Raw genomic sequence first — 22,974 nt, forward strand, 5'->3', positions numbered from 1 at the left:
AACGCCTCATAAGTATCAGCATAAGGTGTCACTAACCGATACCTTATGTTTTCGCGGCGTTTCATCGTGAGGTTATTTATTAATTTTATCGATGAAACTCTCAACTGATTGAGGGCGTTCAAAGAGGTAACCTTGTCCGAAGGCACAATTATGCGCCAGTAGGAAATTCTGCTGGGCCGCGTTTTCGATGCCTTCGGCAATAATATTAATATTTAGATTGTCAGCAAGGCCGAGTATTGCCTGAATAATGGCTTGGTCATCAGTATTGTTTTCAAGTTCACTCACAAAAGACCGATCGATTTTTAGCTCATCAATAGGAAGCTTTTTAAGGTATACCAAAGAGCAGAAACCCGTTCCGAAATCGTCAATGGAAATGGTAATTCCCATTGAGCGCAATTCATTCAGTAAAATAGAGACAGTATCCAAACTATCAATAAAAACGCTTTCGGTAAGTTCAATAGAAAGATTGTTAGGATCGATATATCTGTTTTTAAGGGCTGTTTGAATTTGCTTAAGTAACGCCAAATCGGCCACTTGCCTACCAGATATATTGATGGCTAAGCGAATATCGAGGCTAGCCGCTTTGAGTTTTTCAATGGCGCTACAAGCTTCGGCAATAAGCCATTCACCAAAGGGAAAGATTAAATCGGTTCTTTCTGCAAGAGGTATAAAGACTTCAGGGGACACAAAGCTTCCATCCGCTTTCTTCCATCTAGCCAGCGCTTCACATTTAACAATATCACCGGTTTTTAAATCAACAATAGGCTGTACATGCAGAGATAAATGGTTCTTTTCGATGGCTTCCCGAAATTGCTGCTCCATTTCGGACATGTCTTGATGCTGTTTGTGCAGTTCAGCGCTGTATACCAGCACCACATTTTTACCCTGATATTTCGCTATTTGCAGCGCAACATCTGCATGCTGCATGAGGGTTTCAGCGTTATCGCCATGGTCAGGGAAGTTCGCGATACCAATATTGACGCCCAAATTAGACTCTGCACCCTGCAGGGCAGTGTAGGTTTTCACTAGGATAGACTTTATGTGTTTGGCGTAATCCCTGGGGTTTATCCCTTTAAAGGTGTCATCCCTTTTCACCACGGCAAATTCATTACTGCCAATCCGTGCAATGAAGCCACTATTACCCACGGCGCTTTGCAGACGGCCAGCGAAGGCTCTGAGTATTTCATCGCCAGAGTGATAACCTAACTTTTCATTAATCTTTTTAAATTCACGAATGTCGAATAAAAACTGCGTGAAGCTCACATCTTCGCGCACGAGCTTTCGCACATAGCTATTAAAATAATTTCTGTTTGCAATTTTGGTGAGAGAATCCATCCCCGAGGCACTAAGAACACTTTCTTCTTTACTGTGTATATGGCTAATGTCAGTGAGCAAATACACCCAATGCGTCAGCGTTTGGTTATGAATAACAGGGTGAATGGTCACTTGAAGCCAAACTTGATAATCGTCTGAATACTTCCAATACAATTCGCCCTGCCACGCACTTCGCTTTTCCACCAAGGTTGGCAGGAAGCTATCTGGCACTTTTACGTCATCCATTAAGTGCGTCAGCCTTAGCGCGGTATTGTGTTGCGTATTGCATTGAAGAAGTTGACGCGCTGAACGGTTGTCTAACACAGTTTCACCGTGTTGATTAAGGATCACTACGCCGGTATCGAGATGATGTATCGTTTGTTTAATAGGTGGCACGAGCGCTTCGTATTCAGCGTTTTTGTGCAATTCACTGTCGAGACGCTGGCGAATGTATTCATGCCGCCCCACAATTTCATGGTGGCTTAATAAGAGTTCGCGAGCGGCTTGCAGCGTTTTTTGCTTCTCATCAAACTGCTCTGCTACATTCTTGACCACAAGATAATGTTTGCCAGCTCCGTTATTGATGGCCAGCGCTTCTAAACGTAAGGTTTCTCCGTCAATGTCTTCAGTCCAAAAGCCTGAAGACAATGTAAACACACTTTCGCCTTGCCAAATAGTGTCGGCATCTACAAGAAAATCATCGAGAAAAATAGAGTGACTAGAGGAAATATCAAATGCATTTTCTTCGGTAAGAGTGACGATATGGCGCATCCAGCTGACGTCAGGTGTAAGACATGTTAACTGGGATGACTGGCAGCGTTTAAAAATAGCGCAGTCTGTAATACCAAGTGCATTTAGTAAGTGGATATCCATGTGTTACTCCGACCAAAAGGCGATGGTGCTAAACAAATCTTCCACATTCTCACCGGTTTTTGCGCTGGTTTTTGTCATCGACTTAAACTTTGACGCATACGTTGCTACTTCTTCTTCGCTCCAATGCCAGCTTGAAGGTAAGTCTGCTTTATTGACGACAAAGAAGGCGGGAATATCAGGGTAATGTTCCTGCGCCATGGCAAGAATCTCCATACCCTCTAGCAATGATTGCGAGCGCGTTTGGTCAACCACCACAATGTAAGCCGTTGCGCCTCTTAAGTAGCGAGGATTAAATCCGCAGTATCTATCAATGCCCTCTAAATCCCAGATAAGAAGTTGTACGCCAAGCCCATCTTTATTGACTTGCTTTTTATCAATTTTAACGCCAATGGTGGTTTTGTACTTATCAGAAAAAATGCCTTCTACAAACTGCTTAACTAAGCTAGTTTTACCGACACCAGTAGGGCCTAAAATACATACTTTTTTCTGGATCACGGCGTCTCACCTTCATTAGATGAACGTTGGGATACCAATACGTTGATAAAAACAGTCCTTCCCATCGACGCCTCTTGTAAAGAAACTTGCCCTAAACCAATGGGGAAAAGGACATCTTCATTTATACCCATATTTATTAATGCTTCCGATACATTTTTAGCTCTCGCACGACTGAGCTCAAGGTTTCGCGTTGGCGTGCCAGAATTGTCGCTCGCGCCCATGACAAACACGGCAAAAGTTAGATTAAGTTGTTGTGCTACATCCTGCAACTGCTTTAACAAAAGGGTTAAGTCCTCTAATGTTTGCGTTTGTGAAGGAGCAAGTGCTTGTTGATTCGTTGCAAAATCAATCTTCACTGCAGATACTTGCGCCGCTAGCTCTGCCATTAGCGCTTCTTTAAGCGCTTTATTACTCATAGCTTGCCCAGCCGTAATACTTATTCCGCTCAAGTCAGGCTTTAGCTGCAATATGCCAGGGATAGCATTAAGTTCACGGGTAAATTGGGTTAGCGCGCCCAGCGGCAAATTGCCACTAAACTTAAGGTTGTTTTTCTCATCAGTACGAGATGTAACGGCAGGGTAGACTGAAAGAAGCCGGTTTAGCTTCTCTTCAACTACCGATGCTTGCAACGATACAAACGGCTCCTCATACAAGACAACGTCATTTAACGCGATACCCTCATTTTCTAACCACCGTGGCGCGGTTAAAATACTGGGGTCACGCAGCATGCGAACCTGCACTTTTCCGTTTTCAATCGCAGTGTCTGTAATAACAATGCCCGCAGGGGGAGTAAGTGAACGTATTGTATTTTGTAAAATAGAAAGTTCAATTCGCAAAAAGGCTAAGAACATCAATATTATCAGTACAGCACCCAGTACCAATGCGCCGACTAGGTGCTTTTTCTTGCCCCCTTCGCTCTCTTTCTTTTGACTGATTAAACAGTCATTTAGTAAGGTTTCACACCCTTCGAATGCGGAATTGTCGCCTTCATATTCCAGTAACGGCTTTTGATAGAATTGGTGAAATTCTTCTAAAGTTTGTTGTAACTTGCTGCGAATTTCAGGCGGCACACTTCCTACAACCGCGGCGACCAAAATGGCCTGAGGACCAATTTTTATCAGCAGTGTAAAATCACCGGTTTTAATTTCGCCCAATTCATTTTCGGCTTCATTCCCGGTAGGTTGAAAAGCATCGGCAACAAAGTCGTTAATCGCCACAAGCATAGAAGAAATAAGGTCTGCATCTTTGCTTCTGTCTGGGTCTGTAGACATTGTATGAAGCAATGTGCCGGTTTCCCGGTGGATAACAAACAGCTGTTGAACTTGGTATTGATAAACCTGAGACGCCACAAAGTCAGCATACTTAACGCCTGACTGCCATGCTTTAAACCGCCAGGACACACTTTTAGGGCTGAAGCTATTCTCGATAAGCGCATTTGTGCGCTCGACAAAGTCGACCAAGAATGATGAGACTGCTTTTCTGACCAGCGTTCCCACTAATGGGTAGAGGGTGCCGACAATTTTTTCACTGTTTGCTTCAATGGAACGGTGTAGGGACTTCTCGACTAGGGGCACGAGTACTTTGTTTACAGAGCCATCAGCGTTTTCCCGTTCATGCAGCGCTTCGGATACCACATCAGTCACAATGACCTTAGCGTCTCGACTCACTACGTCTTTCACGTATTTATCGTCGCGGCCAACAATTAACTGCCTGATTTTATCCAGAGAGTTGTCTTGAGCGTCTGGGTTTTGTTGCTGATTGCTCATTTAAAACTAATGATCACTGGTTAAATTTGTGGCCATTGTTGATAGCAAGTTAGCCAGCGTTTTTCTATCCGTCTTCGTTTCCGATAGCTCACTGGTTACCTGTTGCAAACGTTCTAGTAATTCTTTGTGACGCTGGCTGAACAAGGTATCTAATGCGTCTAGTTCTTTGACAACATGTGCTTCTAGTGCATCGTTGTCATTCTTAGCCGCGGTTTCCGCAATTTCTAATTCTGACTTCAGTTTGTCGGTCGTAGATTGCAATTGGCTTTGTACATTCGCGTGACCATCGTTTGCGCTATCTAGGCGGCTAGACAGTTCAGCGATCTGCGAATCAATAAGCTTCTTCATGTCATTGAATTGCTTGTCGAGTTGATTATTGAGCTTGCTAAAGTTGTCACTTACCTTGGCTTCTAAGTTGGCCAAGTCGGCACGAATTTCTCGGTTAGTCTGTCCAAAAATGATTTCTCGTAACTGGGAAAGTTCGTCCGTTGGGGAAGTGGTTTCTTGGGTATCCTTTGCGCCCTTAGCGGGAGTGTTTGCCATACAATTTCTCCATTTCGTGTACTTATGGCTTCGAAACTCAAAAGTGAGTAATGAGAAAGCGCTTTCTAGTTATTATTTATCGATGCACATTTCAGTATAACTATAACAATAGCCCTATTCGCGCGGTATGGGAATAAGCTATAAGGATAATTCTACGTACTTTTTTCATAACGTGGGCTTTTGGGCGAACTCGACTCATGGCCAGAAGGGCTTAAATGTTCTTGGTGCATGGCTGATCCTCTAGCGGTGTTACGCATTAGAAATGATAGCCCCTTAGGTTAGAGAACCCTCAATGGAATTGAATAGAACGCAACACTTGGCACTTATCGGTGCAGGACCTAGCACGTTATACCTACTGAATAGTTTTACTCAGATGGCGCGGTGCCCGGCACGTATCAGTATTTTTGAGGTAAAAAGTACCGTCGGCGTAGGTAACCCCTACGACACCTCCATGTGTGAACCTAATTTGTTGTCGAACATAGGTTATGACGAAATACCGCCGCTTATATTGGGCTTCGAGCAATGGTATGAAAGCAAATTTTATATGCCTTATCAGGTTCAAGGGCAGGTACTCACTCGCAAAATCATTGGAGAGTACTTTGCTGATGCGTTTGACTACATTCTTGGCGTTTTACGACAGCACGGCGTATTAGTGTACATGTATCGCAATACAGCGGTTACCGGCATTATCGAAGACACCCGTGATGATGACGTAAGAATGACTTTGGTCGGGAAAGGTAAACCTTATCAGGGATTTACACACATTGTTGTGAATGTGGGTTCAAGTTTTTGTGAGCGAAGGCCCTCAAACGGCTATGTAAAGCCGTATCCCATCAAGGCTTACGTAAAGCCGGAATATCAACGATTCGTGATAATGGGCATGTCTTTATCGGCTATTGATACTGCGGTGGGTATAGCACAGTACCGCGGGCATTTTGCGCGTTGCGCTAAAGGGTTAACTTACTCTTGTGAAGCGCCCGTTCAAATGACCATGATGTCAAGAACAGGTCATTTCCCATGGGTGTGGTACCCCTCAAAAAATACAACCTTGTTCTACAACTGGCTAACCTCTCATTCTATCAAAGGATTGCGGGACCTAGATGAATTCAACACGTTTTTGTTTTTACCCTTATTGGCGCGCTACTTCCCTGATATCTTCCATCAGGTGAACGCATTTAACTTTGAAGAGGTGCTGACATTTCTCGCTGGAAGAAGGGGGCAATGTGATGCTTTTGCAAAACTCACGCTAGAGTTATTAGCCAATACTCACAATAACGTGGACTCGCACTGGCCTGCGGCAGTGGTGGCAGCCATCCACGTTATTCAATCTACGCCTGCGCTAGCGCAAGATTATGCAAAGAAAAAGGGAACTTTACATGCACTTTTGGCCGCGTGCACCGCAGCCGTACCGAGAGAGAGTATTGAACGCATATTGGCACTGCATGAAGCCGGTGTGCTGACTGTGACCACCGAGTGTGAGAAACAGGCATCCAGCGCACAAAAAAGTGATCACCATTGTCTTATTGATGCAAGAGGGGCTGAACCGGCAGAAAAGGGAGTGGTACGCTTGGCTCAGTTACTCAAACGCACTTACAACGGCCTTGTGGTAGACACATCCGCTGAATCTCTCAGCGTATCCCCGCATCACAAGCTGTATATTAATGAAAAAGAGACCAACATTTATATCGGTTCTGCCTTTCTCACCCCTTGGTTTTTAAATATTCCGGGGCTAGACACTTGTGCTAAGTTTTCCCGCAATATCGCCAAGAAAATATCTCAAACGGTAGAACAGGAAAACGAGCCGAATGTTGCTGTATAGATGCATTGCCGGAATGCTATGGCGGATGCCGAGACGAAAAATGGTCAATTCTGTGTCGCCCGCAATCAGGTTTATCTCATCGGCTGATATCTGCGTTATCAGTCCACGTGCCCAGTTCAGTACCAATGAACGTGAAGTGAATGTTTTATCCTCCATTTAGCCTATCTTTTATAATCTCTATGAGACTGTCGGCTTCTTCATAACCTGCGACAGTATGCTTTGTTATATCAACCTTCAGGGGCTCTAAGACACCATCGTTGTTTAGCAAAGCCTGCTTTATGTAGGTTATTGTTTTCTGCTTAGCAATGGCCGCGACTTCGTCCGCCAACAACATTGCAGTGGCATTCATAATGTCGTAATCCTGCGCATCCATATAATCTTGTTCGTAAAGCGCATCTACAACCGCAGGAATTTTGCTGTAGTGTTTTATGACATAATAGATATCAATAGCGTCTTTTCCCTGATACTCGCGCCCTCGTTCAGTCCAGGCGATAAGTTTTAGCAATAAGATGCCTGCCGGAGATGCTACTTTTACACTAAGTTCAGGATTTTTTGTCAGGGTAACGTCCCAAGCGTTTTGATAAACTTCATCGAACCCTAGCACGCTCATGACAAAATCTTGTTTTGGCGGCCAAGCGATCTGGTCGTTATCGTCACTGACCCCACCAAACGGAATCAAGTCGATTTCCCAAGGCAAGCCGTCACTGTCAGTCGTGTCTAGTTGATGTGCCTTCTTAGAGTGCGGTGTAAACCCTGCTTCTATCAGTGCAGACCGTAACGCTTCATAGTGCTCCCAGCTCTGCACTTCAATACCAAAGTCCACATCTTTCGTACCGCGCTCGATAGCAGCGTTATAGCCGTGAACTAAGATAATATCCCGTGCAGTAGCCCCTACAATTAGCAACGGAACACTTAGCTCTGCGGCAATACCGTGGATTTGACTATATACCTCGACAAGCCCTTTGGGCAGTTTTTCGGATACATCAAGCGAGGTGGTCATGGTAGATCCTTTTGGCAGTTTCAAGGTTGCGAGGGTCATCGCTGTTGAGTAGTTCAGCATAGACTAGCAATGGCGCGATATAGCCAGGTAACTCACCCCTAATTTTATCGATTCCCACAGGCGGCTCTACAATTTTCAGTACATTAACGTCTGTCTCTTCAGCACGTAGTCGGCGTAGCCTGAAAGTTTTTAATAGGGCTTTATGTGCTTCAGTATCAGCATATATCTGGTATGTTTTGGGGGTAAGGTAATGAGTATAGGCATCAGCGGCGACCTCTCCGCCCCAGAGTGCTCCGTACTTATCTAGCGGTACGTTACGAAGCTGCTCAATATCCTGAGGAACATATAGCCTTTGCTCCAGTTTTGCTTCTATGTTGCGTGGATATGCGTCCAGCCATCGCGTTAGAAGCAGATCTTTTTCGTTGAGGACGAACCCCTTTTTCCCTTTGTCGAGAATAAATGTGAGTTGCTTAAGGTCATCTAAAACTTGTTTTACCGTGCCTAAAGCAATTTCAGCTTGCTCAGCAAGTACCCGCATTGGCTGATTAACAAGCTCAGGCTTCAATAACAGCATCATGACCAGTTTCATGCCTTTAGGTTGAAACGCCTTTCCTGTTAGCTTTCGCGCGTGTTGTACTTGATGCTCTTGAGGTGGCTTCTTGCCTCTAATATCAATATAAAAGGGAGGTATGTTAAGGTGCGCATTACCTGCCATATCGAGATAATCGATTTGCAACTCCCGACAAAGCTCGGCAATGTTTTCATTGATATAGGTGGTGACAATAAGTGTTTTTTTGTCGTTAAAAACTCTTTTTTCTAGTTGAAGCTTGTGTAGTCTGTGGCGAGTAATTCTCTCCTTTTCTTCCACACACCAAATATGTTTTTGGTTTCCATGAATGATCGTCAGTTGTCCGTCCGTTACCTGAGCATTTTGGCCATTGCGATGCGTATAAGTGACATTTAGCTTGGTATTCGCGGCTAACAGTTTCGCAGCTTCCTCTAGTAAGTTATTCATTTGTTCAATTATCTTCTATGTTCACTATTATTGAACGTTACTAAAAAATGAACAGATCTGCAAACATTGTTCATTATTTTTAAGTGTTCACTTTTTGTGAACGTGGCTTTTAATGAACAAGAAGGCATGCATGTCCAACATTGTTAAGGGAGAAAGGGGCCGCCAGAAAGTTTATTGAGGGTTTTCGCTCTTTTTAATCAAACATGTAGACAGCTTCAATGTAATTGAATGCGGCAATATCTTTCTCATCTTGCGTCCATACCGCTTTAAAAAGCGGAAAAGAAGATGTTCATTTTGGTTCATGTAAACCCTTGCAATCATCAATGAGCGTGAGTTCGCTGAGCGAACCATTGAAATTCTCATACTCGACAATCAGCGCACCAAAAGATACTTCTTTATAACTCGCGACTAAACTTGTCTCATCGGCTGATATCTGCGTTATCAGTCCGCGTGCCCAGTTCAGTGCCAATGAACGTGAAGTGAATGTTTCAGACGTGGAGAAACTATCTTGCCTTTGTTTTTCTGCTTTACAGAAGTAGAATATGCGGTTCGTTCTCCGCGAAGCCGCTTGTTGATTGAGTAAAACGCCATATTTTTTGTATTCCCATTGCGTTCCTGAAAAGGAAAAATCGCTGGAATACCACGGAAATGTCACTAATTTTGAAATCGGTAAAAATGCGATGAGATTTACTTTTTTACATATTAATCAAGGTTTTAATGTCTATGTCTGACATCTCTTTCAATAGAAAACTCTCTGTGGCACCTATGCTGGATTGGACAGATCGCCATTGTCGTTACTTCTTACGCTTGTTGTCCAAGCATACGCTTTTGTATACCGAAATGGTGACCACAGGGGCGATTATCTATGGGAAGGGTGATTATTTAGGCTTTAATACAGAAGAGCACCCCGTCGCAGTGCAGCTTGGGGGAAGCGATCCTTCTGATATGGCCAAGTGCGCAGAATTATCTCAAGAGCGCGGTTATGATGAAGTAAACATTAATGTGGGTTGCCCAAGCGACAGAGTTAAGAATGGCAGCTTTGGCGCCTGTTTAATGGCGCAGCCAGACGTGGTAGCAAGCTGCGTTAAAGCCATGCAGTCTGCTGTTGATATTCCTGTAACCGTAAAATGTCGAATTGGTATCGATGACATGGATGAAGATGAAGACTTTGCTCGCTTCATTGATATTGTTGCTGATGCAGGCTGTGATACGTTTATTGTGCATGCAAGAAAAGCGTGGCTTCAAGGGTTAAGCCCCAAGGAAAATCGTGAGGTACCGCCACTAAATTACCCCCGTGTTTATAATTTGAAAAAAACACGCCCCGACTTATCTATTAGCATTAATGGGGGAATTAAAACCCTAGATGATGTGAATACGCATTTATTGAACGTTGATGGTGTCATGATGGGACGTGAAGTTTATGCAAACCCCTATATTCTGGCAAATGTCGATAGCACAATAATGGGGGATGAAAGTGCACATGGCATTTCACGCCGAGAGGTTGTCATGCAGATGCAGCAATACATTGAAAGACAAGAAGATCCTTATTTTAAACCTTGGCATGCAGCGCGTCATATGCTTGGCTTATTCCAAGGCCAAGCGGGCGGGCGTATTTGGCGTCGATACTTAAGTCAGAACGGCACAGGTAAAAACCCAGATCCCAACTTGCTGATGAATGGGTTAGCAGAAGTTGAAAATGCCCAACGGGAGATTGATTTATACAACAAAGCAAAAGCCAATGCCTAGAGGTTGGTGAAAAACGCCAATTGGATGGTGAAATTGACTAAACTTTAATCTAGGCGATTATTTGAACACTTCGGTTTTTCAAATGATCTTTTATTATTTGTCTATTTTTCAATACCTTGCGATTTATTTTTGAAGTGGCACAGCTCTCGCAATAGTTAAATCAAAGCAATAGCAAAGTGCTGTTGCAGTGATTTAAATCGAGGGAAATTATGAAAACTTCACTAGTTACAGCTACTCTATTCGCCGCTACTTTGTTTACTTCAACAGCAAGTGCACAAGAGTCAGTCTTAGAATCGCTACTTACCAATTTGGTGGGACAAGCATTAAGTGCGTCAACCGTAGAAATTCAAAATGGCGTTAGTCAGTCCATTGCCAATGTGACCTATCATTTTGATTTGGATGATGAAGCAAGCACGGGTGGCGATGTTGAAATTATGGACATTGCCTCGGTGAGCCCTCAAGAAAGTAGCGCTCAAGAAAGTAGCGAAAAAGAAATAAACTAAACATACCCCATTGTTCAAGAAACGGCACCCTAAAAGGTGCCGTTTTTTTATGTCTGGTCTTATGGAACCTAGTTTTGCTGACGCTGCTAGCGCACCTTCAAGATTGGTCAAATTAACTAACGCTTTTGTCAAATTCGCCAAATCTGAGTTTTTTCCTAATTGTGCAAGGAGGATTAGACGACCACTTTTTATAAAGTTATTAAAATTCAAAGAGTTGAGGTTTTGGCATGTCTATTGATTGTACTTTATAAACAAGCGCACGTTTCAGTGCTCAAGATGAAAATGACAATCTCTACCATGGTCTTGCAGTGTTATTAGGGCCTAAGTGGACATCACTAACGTAACGGAGAATCACAATGGGTATGTTTTCACGCATAAACGACATCGTTCAAGCAAACTTAAATGCAATGCTAGATAAAGCGGAAGATCCTGAAAAAATTATTCGCATGATTATTCAGGAAATGGAAGAAACACTCGTGGAAGTGAGAAGTGATGCAGCGCGATTCATTGCTGAACAAAAAACCTTAAATCGTCAACTGCTTGCAGTGAACAAAGAGGTGAATAATTGGCAGCGTAAAGCACAACTTGCCATGGACAACGATAAAGAGTCGTTAGCGAAAGCCGCGCTTGTTGAAAAGCATAAATATGTCGATAAAGCGGCAGCGATAAACGAGCAGTTAACGCAGCTGTCAGAGAGTATTGAAAAGCTTCAAATAGATACGGCACGACTTAATGAAAAAATGCGTGAAGCGAAGCAGAAACAAAAAGCACTCATTACGCGCAAGCAAACCGTCTCTGCACGCTTAAAAGTAAAGACGTCGCAAAACAGCACGAAAATCGATGATGCAATGATGAGATTTGAGCACTATGAGCAGCGTATCGATTATTTAGAGGCGCAAGTTGAAGCCTATGACCTACCTGAAAAGACAGTGTCCTTGAACGAAGAGTTTGCCGATTTAGAGCGTGATGAAACAATTGAAAATGAGTTGGCTGAGTTGAAAAAAAGCAAAGTTGCCTAGTTATTAGCAAAAGGCAAAAGCATAACGGCTGCGTGGCAGCAGCCTATATAACCTAGGTAAAAATAGTGGAGAATATAATGAAAATGCCTACTGAAAAACGAATTTACAGAGATTTAGACGCTGCGGTGATATCCGGTGTTTGTGCTGGTGTCGCTCGCTATTTAGATGTAGATACATTATGGGTGCGAGTAGCGGCGGCTGCGGCGTTAATCTTCGTGCCTTTCATTGCGTTAGTTGCATACTTCGCTGCCGTGGTGCTTTTACCTAGGATAGCCTAATGAAAAACTTCTTAATTGCATTGGTTATAGCCATTGTCATTGTTAACTGCTTAGGAAGTGTGATGCATGATTTTCTTGGCATTCACTTAAATATGGCCAACGAGTCATTAGACATGTGGGAAGCAATGGCGTTACTGACAACCGTTGGTGTAGTCATTGTGGTAGTGGGGTTTGTAGTCGCTGTTAGTGTCATCGGCACCTTGTTTTTAACCATAGGCGCTGCGTTCTTAGCGTTACTTGCATTGGGCGTGGGCGCATTCTGGCCTATTATTGTTCTGGCGCTACTCATTTACGCCTTTAAAGACAAAAAACGGCCAAACTCAAGAATTAATCAACCTTTATAGTCACCATAAACTGTTTTAAGTTGTATTCATGAGTGAAAAAATGGTGTTATAGCACCCAGCGTCATAAAGATTTAGTATTTCTGTAGTAACGTAAATTTTAGCATAACGCCGGTTTTCACCGGCTTTATGCATTTTGAAAAGGAAGGTTGGCATAAGCATGAGACAATCAATAAACTCAAAATGGATTGCCCTAATTGTTGTGGCTGTGTTTTTGTTGTTCTGGTTAATTGGATGGTACTGGAGCTTTGCCCCTGCTACTTATGATGTTAATAAACGTGTAGCGCAACAAACATCGGTGGCCAACCCCGCAAATATTGCTGGATATACCCTTACATCAACAATGATTGAAGTGTCTGAAACACTGTTAGATAAACCCGGCGGTTACCTGTCTAACGATGTTATACCTCCCGGTGTGTTCTTAGACAATATGCCTTCGTTTGAGTTTGGTGTATTAGAAATGATCCGCGACCTTGCCCTTTCCATGCGAAAAGATTTCAGCCGCTCCCAATCTCAATCAATTGAAAACCCTTATTTAACGAAAGCCCACCCTAAATTCAATATGGATCACAGAAGTTGGATGTTTCCTTCTTCTGAATCCAGTTATCGCGATGGAATTACGCTTTTAAAACAATACCGCGATGCCTTAGCCGACCCACAAAACGGGGACAGCCAGTTCTATACTCGGGCCGATAACTTACGAGAATGGTTAAAACAAGTGGAAAAACGGTTAGGTAGCTATTCACAGCGCTTAAGTGCAAGCGTAGGTTCTGCTAGACTGAACACCGATTTGGCGGGTGAAGCGAAAGCTAAACAGTCTACCTACAATGGGCAGCAACGTGTGGTGAAAACAAGCTGGTGGAAATTAGACAATAATTTCTATGAAGCGCGCGGTGCCACGTGGGCTTTGCTACACTTTTTAAAAGCAGCTGAAATTGAGTTTGCTGACGTTCTTGAAGATAAGAATGCATTAGTCAGCCTTCAACAAATTATTCGCGAATTGGAAGTCACACAGCAAACCGTGTATAGCCCTATGATTCTAAATGGCAGTGGTTTTGGTATGTTAGCTAATCACTCGTTAGTAATGGCAAACTATATTTCTCGTGCAAATGCCGCTTTAATCGAACTTTCAGAACTATTAAATCAAGGATAATCCATGAAAAAGGGTCTTTTCGCAGCCGCTCTAGGCTGTGCGCTGTTCTCGGTCAATTCGCAAGCTGACACTATCGCGGGTGTTTACGCTGGTGCGCAGGCGTGGCAAACAGATACATCAGGTGGCTTTGCCGACAGTTCATCAACGGCCGACTTTAACTTTAGCGATGAAACAAATACGTCTTTGTATATTGCATTTGAACATCCTCTTCCCCTAGTCCCTAACATTAAAGTGGGCCACACGACTTTAGACAACAACGGTACTACAACATTAGATGCTAACTTCACCTTTGATGGTGAGCTGTATACGGCAAACAGTGAAGTAGATACAGTGATAGAGCTTGATGCCACGGATCTTATTCTTTACTACGAACTTTTCGACAATGACCTCATTAGCTTTGATGTAGGACTAAATGCGAAATACATTGATGGCGCTTTCTTTGTTGAAGATACCGATAGTGATACTCAAAGTTCGGGTGACTTTACGGGCGTAGTGCCTATGGTGTACTCGAAGGTTCAAGTAGGCTTGCCGTTTACTGGGCTAGCGGCGTACGCAGAAGGCAGCTATTTGTCGTTTGATGATCACGAGCTTAGCGATTATCAGGTAGCCGTCACCTATTCTTTTATTGAAAGTATTGCCATTGATATGACAGTGCAAGTGGGTTACCGAAACGTCACTGTGGATATTGAAGATTTAGATGATATCTATGCTGATATGGAGTTTGACGGCGTATTTGCTGGCCTAGAGCTGCATTTTTAGGGCGTCACCTTTCTAAATTTAAGCCTTTTTCTAAAGCACCTTTTGTTATTAAAAGGTGCTTTTTTATTTCTTAATCACTTTAGGTAATAAAAAAGTTTCATTTATTCTTTTCTCTTCTTGAATAAAGTCGTTAGCCTTATGCCATCAAATTAAGGCTAGTGAATTATGTCTCAGAAACCGAATCAACAATCTGTCCCTGGTGCCATCTTAAATGAGCAGCAGTGGAATGCGATAACCCAAGCAATAAGTGGTTTAAATCGCGATCAATTAACCTGGGTGAGTGGATATGCAGCTGGTATGGCTGCGGCGCAAGGTTCAGCCGTTGCGCCTGCGATCACTGCACCAGAAAGCGCTGCGCCAGCGGCGACGTTAACGATTTTGTATGGCTCTCAAACCGGAAATGCTAAAGGGTTAGCGCAGCAGTTTCAGGCGAAAGCTGAAGAAGCTGGCTATAACAGCAAGCTGGTTAGCATGGCAGACTACAAACCCCGCCAGTTGAAATCAGAAACTCACGTGGCGCTTTTTGTGAGCACGCATGGTGAAGGTGATGCGCCAGATGACGCCATCGAACTGCATGAGTTTGTCAGCGGCAAAAAAGCCCCCAAACTGTCTAACACCAAATATGCGGTTCTAGGCTTAGGTGATAGCAGCTACGAATTTTTCTGCCAAACAGGCAAAGATTTTGACGAACGCTTAGGCAAACTTGGTGCAAAGGCGCTGGTTGAACGAGCAGATCTTGACGTTGATTATGAAGCACAAGCCGAAGCTTGGATTTCTAAACTCATTGAAGCGTTAAAAGAGGATTTTACTGCCGCTCCTCCAGCGGCTGTTGCCGCCCAGACTGGCGCTGCCGTTCAAGGAGCTCCAGCACAAACATACTCGAAAAAAGCGCCTTACACAGCTACGCTTCTTGATTCGCAGAAAATAACAGGGCGAGACTCTGTTAAAGATATTCGACATATCGAAATTAGCCTTGAAGGTTCAGGCATTCAATATCAAGCCGGTGATGCACTGGGTGTATGGTTTAAGAATGCACCAAAACTGGTAGACGAATTCATTAGTGTGCTGTCTCTTGATAGTGACGCAGAGGTGACGGTGGGCGATGAAAAAATGCGCTTGCGAGAAGCGTTAACCCACAAGTTGGAATTAACACTGAGTTATCCTACTTTTGTAAAAGCGTACCAAGCGGCCACAGGATCAACGTCGTTAGCCACGTTAATGGAAGATAAAGCGCAGTTACGTACGTATATGGCGCAGCGCCAAATTATCGATATTGTGCGAGAGCACCCTGGAAAAATATCAGAACAAAGCTTAGTAGAGGCCTTACGCCCACTTACGCCAAGATTGTATTCTATTGCTTCTAGTCAAAGCGAAGTTGAAGAAGAGGTTCATCTTACCGTTGCCCATGTGGATTACGAAGCGTTTGGCCATCGCCATCAAGGCGGAGCGTCAGGCTTCTTGTGTGAATATTTAGAAGAAAACGGCGAAGTGGATGTGTTTATTGAACCCAACAATAACTTCCGCCTGCCTGAAGATCCTAATACACCTGTCATTATGGTGGGTCCAGGAACCGGTATTGCCCCTTTCCGTTCATTTATGCAAGAGCGTGATGCTCAAGGCGCGGAAGGTAAAAATTGGTTATTTTTTGGTAACCCCAACTTTACTCAAGACTTCCTGTATCAAGTAGAGTGGCAAGGTTACGTTAAAGACGGTTTGCTTGACAAAATCACCCTCGCATTTTCACGTGATCAAGAAGAAAAGATCTACGTACAGCACCGATTACTTGAGCAGGGTAAAGCGGTATATGAATGGCTTGAACAAGGCGCTCATTTTTATGTGTGTGGTGATGCAACGCATATGGCTAAAGATGTTGAAAATGCGCTTATTAGCATTGTACAAGAGCACGGCAATAAGTCAGAAGCTGACGCGAAAGCCTATATCGTCGAGTTACGCAAAGCAAAACGTTATCAGAAGGACGTCTATTAATGAGCAATGAAAAATCTCCCTTTATCGTTGAGGGCAAACTTGCTGACAACGAACGCTTAAAGCGCGAAAGTAACAATTTACGAGGCACTATTGAGGCAGATCTTAAAGACGATCTCACTGGTGGTTTTACGGCTGATAATTTCCAGCTAATTCGATTCCACGGTATGTATCAACAAGACGACCGCGATATTCGTGCAGAGCGTAGCAAGCAAAAATTAGAGCCACTGCACAATGTGATGCTTCGTGCTCGTTTGCCTGGCGGTATTATTTTGCCCGAGCAATGGCTTGCTATTGATAAATTTGCTGAAGAGCAAACCATTTATGGCAGTATTCGCTTAACTACCCGACAAACTTTTCAGTTTCACGGTGTGCTTAAGCCGAAAATTAAATTAATGCACCAAACACTCAACAAGGTGGGCATTGACTCGATAGCAACCGCCGGCGACGTTAACCGAAATGTGTTGTGTACGTCGAATCCCGTTGAGTCTGAACTGCATGTGGAAGCCTATGAATGGGCGAAAAAAATCAGTGAACATTTACTCCCTAAAACCCGTGCCTACGCAGAGATCTGGCTTGACGGTGAAAAAGTAGAGACCACTGAGAAGCCTGTAGAGCCGATATTGGGTGATAACTATCTACCTCGTAAGTTTAAAACGACGGTGGTTATTCCGCCACAAAACGACGTAGATGTGCATGCAAACGATCTGAACTTTGTGGCCATTGCAGAAGCGGGCAAGTTAATTGGTTTTAATGTATTAGTGGGTGGTGGCTTAGCGATGACCCACGGCGACCAATCTACCTTTCCTCGCAAAGCGTCAGATTTTGGGTTTATTTCACTAAAAGATACCCTTGCGGTAGCTGAAGCCGTAGTGACTACCCAACGAGATTGGGGTAACCGCGTAAACCGTAAGAATGCGAAGACCAAATATACGCTAGAACGTGTGGGCGTAGATAACTTTAAGGCTGAAGTTGAAAAGCGTGCAGGCGTGACGTTTGCTGAGAGCCGCCCTTACGAGTTTACCGAACGTGGAGATCGCTTTGGATGGGTTGAAGGTATTGACGGTAAATTCCATTTAACCGTCTTTATTGAAAATGGGCGTATTCTCGATTATCCAGGCAAGACCTTAAAAACAGGCTGTGCCGAGATTGCTAAAATACACAAAGGTGATTTTCGTTTAACGGCGAATCAAAACCTTATCATTGCTGGTGTCGCGCCAGAAAATAAAGCGCAAATTGAAGCCTTAGCGAAAGAGCACGGTTTAATTGCGCCGGAAATTTCGAATCAACGCCTAGATTCAATGGCTTGTGTTGCATTACCCACATGCCCATTGGCAATGGCCGAAGCTGAGCGCTATTTACCCGATGCGGTGACCGAGCTGGAAGGCATTCTGAATAAGCATGGTTTGGCGCAGGACAGTATCATCTTCAGGGTTACAGGGTGTCCTAACGGCTGTGGTCGCGCCATGTTGGCTGAAGTAGGGCTTGTCGGTAAAGGGCCGGGTAAATACAACTTCCATATTGGTGGAAACCGAGAAGGTACCCGTATTCCAAAAATGTACCGTGAGAATATCAGCGAGCAAGAAATCATGAATGAGCTTGACTCGTTAATTGGACAGTGGGCAAAAGAGCGCAATGAAAACGAGGCATTTGGTGATTTTGTTATTCGCAAAGACATCATCGCGCCTGTTGTAGATTCCGCACGAGACTTTTATGACTAATTCAACACTTAGCGACATTACGCCGTTGACCCTCGATATTAGTAAAGAAGCGCTTGCTGATATTAACGAAGCATTAGAAGCAATGGATGCCCAAGCTCGTGTAGCTTGGGCGCTGGAAAACCTACCGGCTAATCATATTGTTTCTTCCAGCTTTGGTGCACAGTCTGCTGTTATGTTGCATATGTTGACGCAAGCTCAACCCAATATACCTGTGGTGTTAACCGATACGGGCTATTTGTTTCCTGAAACCTATGGCTTTATTGATGAGCTTACCGAGAAATTAGACTTAAATTTACATGTGTACCGTGCCAAGCTATCTGCAGCTTGGCAGGAAGCTCGATTTGGTCGATTGTGGGAAAAAGGTATAGAGGGCATAGAGAAGTACAACCAGATGAACAAGGTTGAACCTATGCAGCGTGCGCTAGGCGAATTGAAAGCTGGAACCTGGTTCGCGGGGTTACGTCGAAGCCAATCCGACACACGAGGCAAGCTTCCGGTACTTCAAAAAGTGGGTAATCAGTTTAAGCTTTATCCCATCATTGATTGGAGTAATAAGGATTTACATTATTACTTAAAAGAGCACAACTTACCGTATCATCCACTTTGGGAACAAGGCTACGTGTCTATTGGCGATTGGCACACAACGCAGTCTTTACAAGAAGGCATGAATGAGCAAGATACCCGCTTTTTTGGATTAAAAAGAGAGTGTGGCTTACATGAATTTGGTGATGGAATTTAGCGGTTTCTTCGCCTTAGTAAGCATACGAGAGCGACGGTTTATTCGGTAACAATAAAGACGTTGCTCAGTCGCTCTTTAAGTGCCGGTAAGTAGGCAGAGTTTTCCTTTCTAGATACAAGCTTCGCAAGTTCACTGCCTACCGCAGTGAACTTATAATACACCAACGCTACCCCAGAACGATTGGCTTCTAAGGTAAAGCTTTCATTGCCACATCGCCAAAATATTTGCTGGCCTTGTTCATATTCCCCGCTTTCTATTTCGCTAGCATACAACAATTTCATATCTTGAAGCGCCAATAGGTCAGGGTAGGAAAGTCCCATTTTTGCGAGATTAATTTGTTGAGGGGCTGAGGGACCAAGAAACGACAATACGCCTCTACGTTTATGATAGCCAACTAAAATACGTGGAACATTGTCGTGCTGACGTCGGCAAGCCATACTCACGGCCTTACTGAATATTTGCGCGTCGCGATGGGTCAGCGATTTCAACAGTTGCAAACTGCGTAACGAAAAGCTTCCGGGCTTACTCACTTCCACGGCAAAAATTCTACCCCATAATTCTTGCATGGGCTGGCTATATATCTCTTCTGCCATAGAACTAAAAGCAAAAAACCAATCAGGGTCAAGACTATCGCTTTGAGATTCGGTAATCGCCACATTTAGTGCTATATTTAAAACGGCCTGTAAATTTGCTGCCTTTTGTATTTCTAATATTTGTTTTCTTCGTTCTAGCGCCTGTTTTTCACGCTTTGGATCGAGCGTAGACATAGATGGTGAAATACCTACGCGAGAGAACCAGGACAAAATTTTACGACGTACAGGGCTGACGTTGGCAGAGTGATGAGTCGGCTTAGCCGTTTTTTCTTTTTCACCCGTTGGCTCAGACGTTTTGCTATTTTCGGGTTTTGTAACCTGTGAGGCATAAGGATCTGGGGTAATTTTCATATTTTACAGTGATAAAGCCTAATAGCGAAAACTAAGGTAGACACTATTGCACCCTAGATATGATTAATCAATGGGTGTGATACAGCGCAGATTCCGCAAAATCGCAGCGGTATTTAATGGTAGTGAGGGTTAGAGCAGTTATGTCGGCAACGGATTACGATAACGACGAATTAATCTTTTTAGATGACGATGACGCCAGTGGCCTAGAGCCTCAGGTTTATAAACAATGGAATATATTGATAGTCGATGATGACGAAGAGATACATACCGTCACGCGGCTCGCATTATCAGATCTCATCGTCAATGATAGAAAGCTAAACTTTCTTCATGCTTATTCTGGTAACGAAGCCAAGCAGTTACTGCAAGACTATGGCAAAAGTATTGCTATTATCCTTCTTGACGTTGTCATGGAAACTGACGACGCCGGCTTTCATGTAGTGAAATACATAAGAGAGGAAATGGAGCTCTTTGAGCCGCGTATTATCTTACGTACCGGCCAGCCCGGGTATGCGCCCGAAGAAGAAGTCATTAAGCTTTACGACATTAACGATTATAAAACAAAAACCGAACTCACTCGCGGCAAGCTTCTCACTACCGTTATCTCATCGTTACGTTCTTACCAACAGATAATGACCATTAATCAAAATCGATTGGGGTTAGAGAAAATTATCTCTTCATCGTCTAACTTGTTTGAAGAGCATTCGGTGAAAGGATTCTGCGAAGGGGTAGTGACGCAAATTAGTTCGCTTATCGGTTTAGAAGCCGATGGCTTACTGTGTGCACGAGCCGGCGCCGTGCTTGATAAAGACGACAATGGCGTTTATGTGTTAGGGGCGGCCGGCGAATATGCGCCATTAATTAATGAACATATCGATAACGTAAAGAATAAAAATATTGTTGAGCAAATCAATCGCTGTTTGCGACTGAAACAGCATATTTTCGAAGCAGACTCATCGGTGCTCTACATCAACCGTGCCGGGTTTGAAGCCGCTGTTTATGTTCACATGGCGCGTCAAATTCATGAGTTAGATAAGAATCTATTAGAAGTGTTTCTATCGAGCATTTCTGTAGGGTATGAAAACGTAAACTTATTTCACGAACTTAGAAATGCGGCTTTTAGAGACTGGTTGACCCGCCTGCCTAACCGAAATGAATTTATTAACATGCTGGATAAACCGCATTTTTATGCCGGAACAGACTACGCCGTGGCGCTTGTTGATGTGAATCATTTTTCTGATATTAATGATGGCTTAGGGCAAGAAGCAGGGAATGATTTGCTAAGGGCCATTAGCGAGCGTTTTCAGGATAACTTTAGCGAAAAGGTGAGACGAGGGCGAATTGGGGCCGATGTGTTTGGGCTGATTGGGCCAGCTAAAGAGGTTAACCCAGACACAATCAAAACCTTGTTTCAATCTTCCTTCAAGGTGAGTGATCATACTTTACCCGTCAGCGTGACCATTGGTTTTTGTCAATTAGATGATAAACCGAATGTGGGCATCGAAATATTAAAACGCACCAATATTGCCCTTAACCGCGCTAAAAAGAACCTTTCTGACAACTACGAATACTACGCTAAAGATATTGAAGACCAAACCACTTGGCGATTAGACATGATTCGTCGCTTGCGTAGTGATTTTATGGAAAGAAAACTTGAGCTATGGTTCCAGCCTCAAGTTGACTTGCTCAGTGAAAAAGTCGTCGGTATGGAAGGTTTGTTGCGTTGGCCTGATGGCAATAATGGCTATATTTCACCTGCCGTCTTTATTCCCTTAGCAGAATATTCGGGTCTCATTGTCGATATTGGCCAGTGGGTACTGGAAGAGTCATGTCGACGATTGAAAAGTTTAAACGAGTCAGGGTTTGACAATTTGCGGGTAGCCGTAAATATCTCTATTCCGCAGTTTCGAGATAGATATTTTGTCGACAAAGTCAAAGATGCGCTAAAGGCATCAAATTGCGATCCTAGTTTCCTTGAACTAGAAATTACAGAAAGTGTCGTGATGGACGAACCGCAAATTGTTATTGATGCGCTTAGTACGCTGAAGGCGCACGGTGTAGCGATTGCCATCGATGATTTCGGTACGGGCTTTTCTTCTATGAGCTACCTGCAAAAGTTACCTTTAGACCGGCTTAAAGTAGATCGTTCGTTTGTGAAGGATATCCAGCCAGGACAAAGTGCTGTTTTGGCGGAGACGATTGTTACCTTAGGAAACAAGCTTGGGCTATTAACCATTGCTGAAGGCGTAGAAACCCGAGAACAGGCCAGCTATATGATTAAGCTGGGCTGTGATGAAGCACAAGGCTATCTGTACGCTAAACCTATGCCTTTTGGCGAGCTACTTGATTTCCTGCAACACGCCAAAAATTAATGCTTGAGCGCGTTGAGGTGCTTGACCACCTTGGGTAGATATTGGCTTTCAAACCACGCATTCTTTGCTAGCCAACGGTTGTTTCGCCCAGATGGGTGGGGGAGGGGAATAATCCCTTCTTCAAAATTAGCGTTATTTAATGCGTCTGTAAGGGTTTTAAATTGAGGGAGATAGTATTGCTGAGCATACCTTCCCACCAACAAAATTGTGCTAGGTTGAATCTCTTCTAATAGGGTTTTGTGCCAGGTAGGAGCACACTCTGGACGAGGAGGGGCATCGGCTCCATTCTTGTATCCTGGAAAGCAAAACCCCATGGGCATAATGGATATCACACTGGGGTTGTAAAATTCTTCTTCTGACATGTTTAACCAGCCTCTTAAACGCTTGCCGCTATTATCGTTAAAGGCTTGGTGAGTATTGTGTGCCATTAGGCCAGGCGCTTGACCAATCAACACAAGCTTGGAGTGTCCTAACGAAAAGATGGGACGTGGCGGGTGAGGCAAATAGGGCTTGCATAAAGTACAGTTTGCTGCTTGCTGAACAAGAGAATCTAAATTTTTTTGAGTCACGTTGAAAAATTACTCCGCTGTCATA

General features: G+C 43.7%; 20 protein-coding genes. 12 read left to right on the forward strand and 8 right to left on the reverse strand.

Translation table 11 applies throughout. From position 1 onward, the window contains the following. Positions 1–72 precede the first annotated feature (72 nt). The 4 genes from IUA53_RS03290 to IUA53_RS03305 are packed head-to-tail and all read right to left on the reverse strand — an operon-like array spanning position 73 to position 4,991. Entirely contained in the window at positions 73–2,187 is a 2,115-nt protein-coding gene (locus IUA53_RS03290; protein ID WP_196898373.1) for a putative bifunctional diguanylate cyclase/phosphodiesterase, read from the reverse strand. A 3-nt stretch (positions 2,188–2,190) separates the two neighbouring features. Continuing rightward, a complete protein-coding gene (locus tag IUA53_RS03295; RefSeq protein ID WP_044058101.1) occupies positions 2,191–2,682 on the reverse strand; it encodes a Rab family GTPase in 492 nt (163 codons plus the stop codon). After that, complete coding sequence (locus tag IUA53_RS03300; RefSeq protein ID WP_044448636.1) at positions 2,679–4,448, reverse strand: OmpA family protein; 1,770 nt, start codon at positions 4,446–4,448, stop codon at positions 2,679–2,681. Before IUA53_RS03300 ends, IUA53_RS03295 begins: the two co-directional genes overlap by 4 nt. 6 nt (positions 4,449–4,454) lie before the next feature. Beyond that, positions 4,455–4,991 carry a hypothetical protein gene (locus IUA53_RS03305; protein WP_044058099.1) on the reverse strand — a complete coding sequence of 179 codons (537 nt, stop codon included), beginning with the start codon at positions 4,989–4,991 and terminating at the stop codon, positions 4,455–4,457. 292 nt (positions 4,992–5,283) lie between these two features. Between IUA53_RS03305 and IUA53_RS03310 the strand changes: the two genes are divergently transcribed. Further along, positions 5,284–6,810, forward strand: a complete 1,527-nt coding sequence (locus IUA53_RS03310) for an FAD/NAD(P)-binding protein (RefSeq protein WP_044448634.1) — start codon at positions 5,284–5,286, stop codon at positions 6,808–6,810. 145 nt (positions 6,811–6,955) lie between these two features. Here the strand turns inward: IUA53_RS03310 and IUA53_RS03315 are convergent, their stop codons facing one another. Continuing rightward, on the reverse strand, positions 6,956–7,810 hold the full coding sequence (locus IUA53_RS03315; protein ID WP_052806720.1) for a nucleotidyl transferase AbiEii/AbiGii toxin family protein: 855 nt from the start codon (positions 7,808–7,810) through the stop codon (positions 6,956–6,958). After that, positions 7,794–8,825 carry a type IV toxin-antitoxin system AbiEi family antitoxin gene (locus IUA53_RS03320; protein ID WP_196898375.1) on the reverse strand — a complete coding sequence of 344 codons (1,032 nt, stop codon included), beginning with the start codon at positions 8,823–8,825 and terminating at the stop codon, positions 7,794–7,796. Before IUA53_RS03320 ends, IUA53_RS03315 begins: the two co-directional genes overlap by 17 nt. Positions 8,826–9,542: 717 nt before the next feature. On the opposite strand from IUA53_RS03320, the gene dusA reads away from it, so the two are divergent. From dusA to IUA53_RS03370, 10 genes are all read left to right on the forward strand, one after another. Beyond that, on the forward strand, positions 9,543–10,571 hold the full coding sequence (gene dusA, locus IUA53_RS03325; RefSeq protein ID WP_414631390.1) for a tRNA dihydrouridine(20/20a) synthase DusA: 1,029 nt from the start codon (positions 9,543–9,545) through the stop codon (positions 10,569–10,571). Between the two features lie 209 nt (positions 10,572–10,780). Continuing rightward, positions 10,781–11,074: a hypothetical protein gene (locus IUA53_RS03330; RefSeq protein ID WP_044058096.1), complete on the forward strand. Its 294-nt coding sequence runs from the start codon at positions 10,781–10,783 to the stop codon at positions 11,072–11,074. A 356-nt stretch (positions 11,075–11,430) separates the two neighbouring features. Next, positions 11,431–12,093, forward strand: coding sequence for a phage shock protein PspA (gene pspA, locus IUA53_RS03335; protein ID WP_196898379.1), 663 nt, complete (start codon positions 11,431–11,433; stop codon positions 12,091–12,093). A gap of 77 nt (positions 12,094–12,170) precedes the next feature. Continuing rightward, positions 12,171–12,371 carry a PspC domain-containing protein gene (locus tag IUA53_RS03340; RefSeq protein ID WP_081869521.1) on the forward strand — a complete coding sequence of 67 codons (201 nt, stop codon included), beginning with the start codon at positions 12,171–12,173 and terminating at the stop codon, positions 12,369–12,371. After that, complete coding sequence (locus tag IUA53_RS03345; protein ID WP_044058092.1) at positions 12,371–12,715, forward strand: hypothetical protein; 345 nt, start codon at positions 12,371–12,373, stop codon at positions 12,713–12,715. Before IUA53_RS03340 ends, IUA53_RS03345 begins: the two co-directional genes overlap by 1 nt. 157 nt (positions 12,716–12,872) lie before the next feature. After that, entirely contained in the window at positions 12,873–13,865 is a 993-nt protein-coding gene (locus IUA53_RS03350) for a DUF2333 family protein (protein WP_196898381.1), read from the forward strand. 3 nt (positions 13,866–13,868) lie between these two features. Then, entirely contained in the window at positions 13,869–14,624 is a 756-nt protein-coding gene (locus IUA53_RS03355) for a TIGR04219 family outer membrane beta-barrel protein (protein WP_044058090.1), read from the forward strand. 165 nt (positions 14,625–14,789) lie between these two features. Further along, positions 14,790–16,610 carry an assimilatory sulfite reductase (NADPH) flavoprotein subunit gene (locus IUA53_RS03360; protein ID WP_196898383.1) on the forward strand — a complete coding sequence of 607 codons (1,821 nt, stop codon included), beginning with the start codon at positions 14,790–14,792 and terminating at the stop codon, positions 16,608–16,610. Further along, on the forward strand, positions 16,610–18,328 hold the full coding sequence (cysI, locus tag IUA53_RS03365) for an assimilatory sulfite reductase (NADPH) hemoprotein subunit (protein WP_044058088.1): 1,719 nt from the start codon (positions 16,610–16,612) through the stop codon (positions 18,326–18,328). The genes IUA53_RS03360 and cysI overlap by 1 nt, the downstream gene beginning before the upstream one ends. Continuing rightward, positions 18,321–19,067, forward strand: a complete 747-nt coding sequence (locus IUA53_RS03370) for a phosphoadenylyl-sulfate reductase (RefSeq protein ID WP_044448621.1) — start codon at positions 18,321–18,323, stop codon at positions 19,065–19,067. The genes cysI and IUA53_RS03370 overlap by 8 nt, the downstream gene beginning before the upstream one ends. A 38-nt stretch (positions 19,068–19,105) precedes the next feature. Here IUA53_RS03370 and IUA53_RS03375 read toward each other — a convergent pair whose 3' ends face one another. Next, positions 19,106–20,011, reverse strand: coding sequence for a TIGR03899 family protein (locus tag IUA53_RS03375; protein ID WP_044058086.1), 906 nt, complete (start codon positions 20,009–20,011; stop codon positions 19,106–19,108). Between the two features lie 140 nt (positions 20,012–20,151). On the opposite strand from IUA53_RS03375, the gene IUA53_RS03380 reads away from it, so the two are divergent. After that, on the forward strand, positions 20,152–22,380 hold the full coding sequence (locus tag IUA53_RS03380) for a bifunctional diguanylate cyclase/phosphodiesterase (RefSeq protein WP_196898385.1): 2,229 nt from the start codon (positions 20,152–20,154) through the stop codon (positions 22,378–22,380). Here the strand turns inward: IUA53_RS03380 and IUA53_RS03385 are convergent. Continuing rightward, the gene (locus tag IUA53_RS03385) at positions 22,377–22,949 is read right to left on the reverse strand and encodes a uracil-DNA glycosylase family protein (protein WP_044448617.1); all 573 of its coding nucleotides are present in this window, start codon (positions 22,947–22,949) and stop codon (positions 22,377–22,379) included. The genes IUA53_RS03380 and IUA53_RS03385 overlap by 4 nt on opposite strands. Positions 22,950–22,974: the final 25 nt, after the last annotated feature.

The organism is Alteromonas sp. B31-7 (assembly GCF_015767655.1).
Taxonomy (GTDB): domain Bacteria; phylum Pseudomonadota; class Gammaproteobacteria; order Enterobacterales; family Alteromonadaceae; genus Alteromonas; species Alteromonas australica.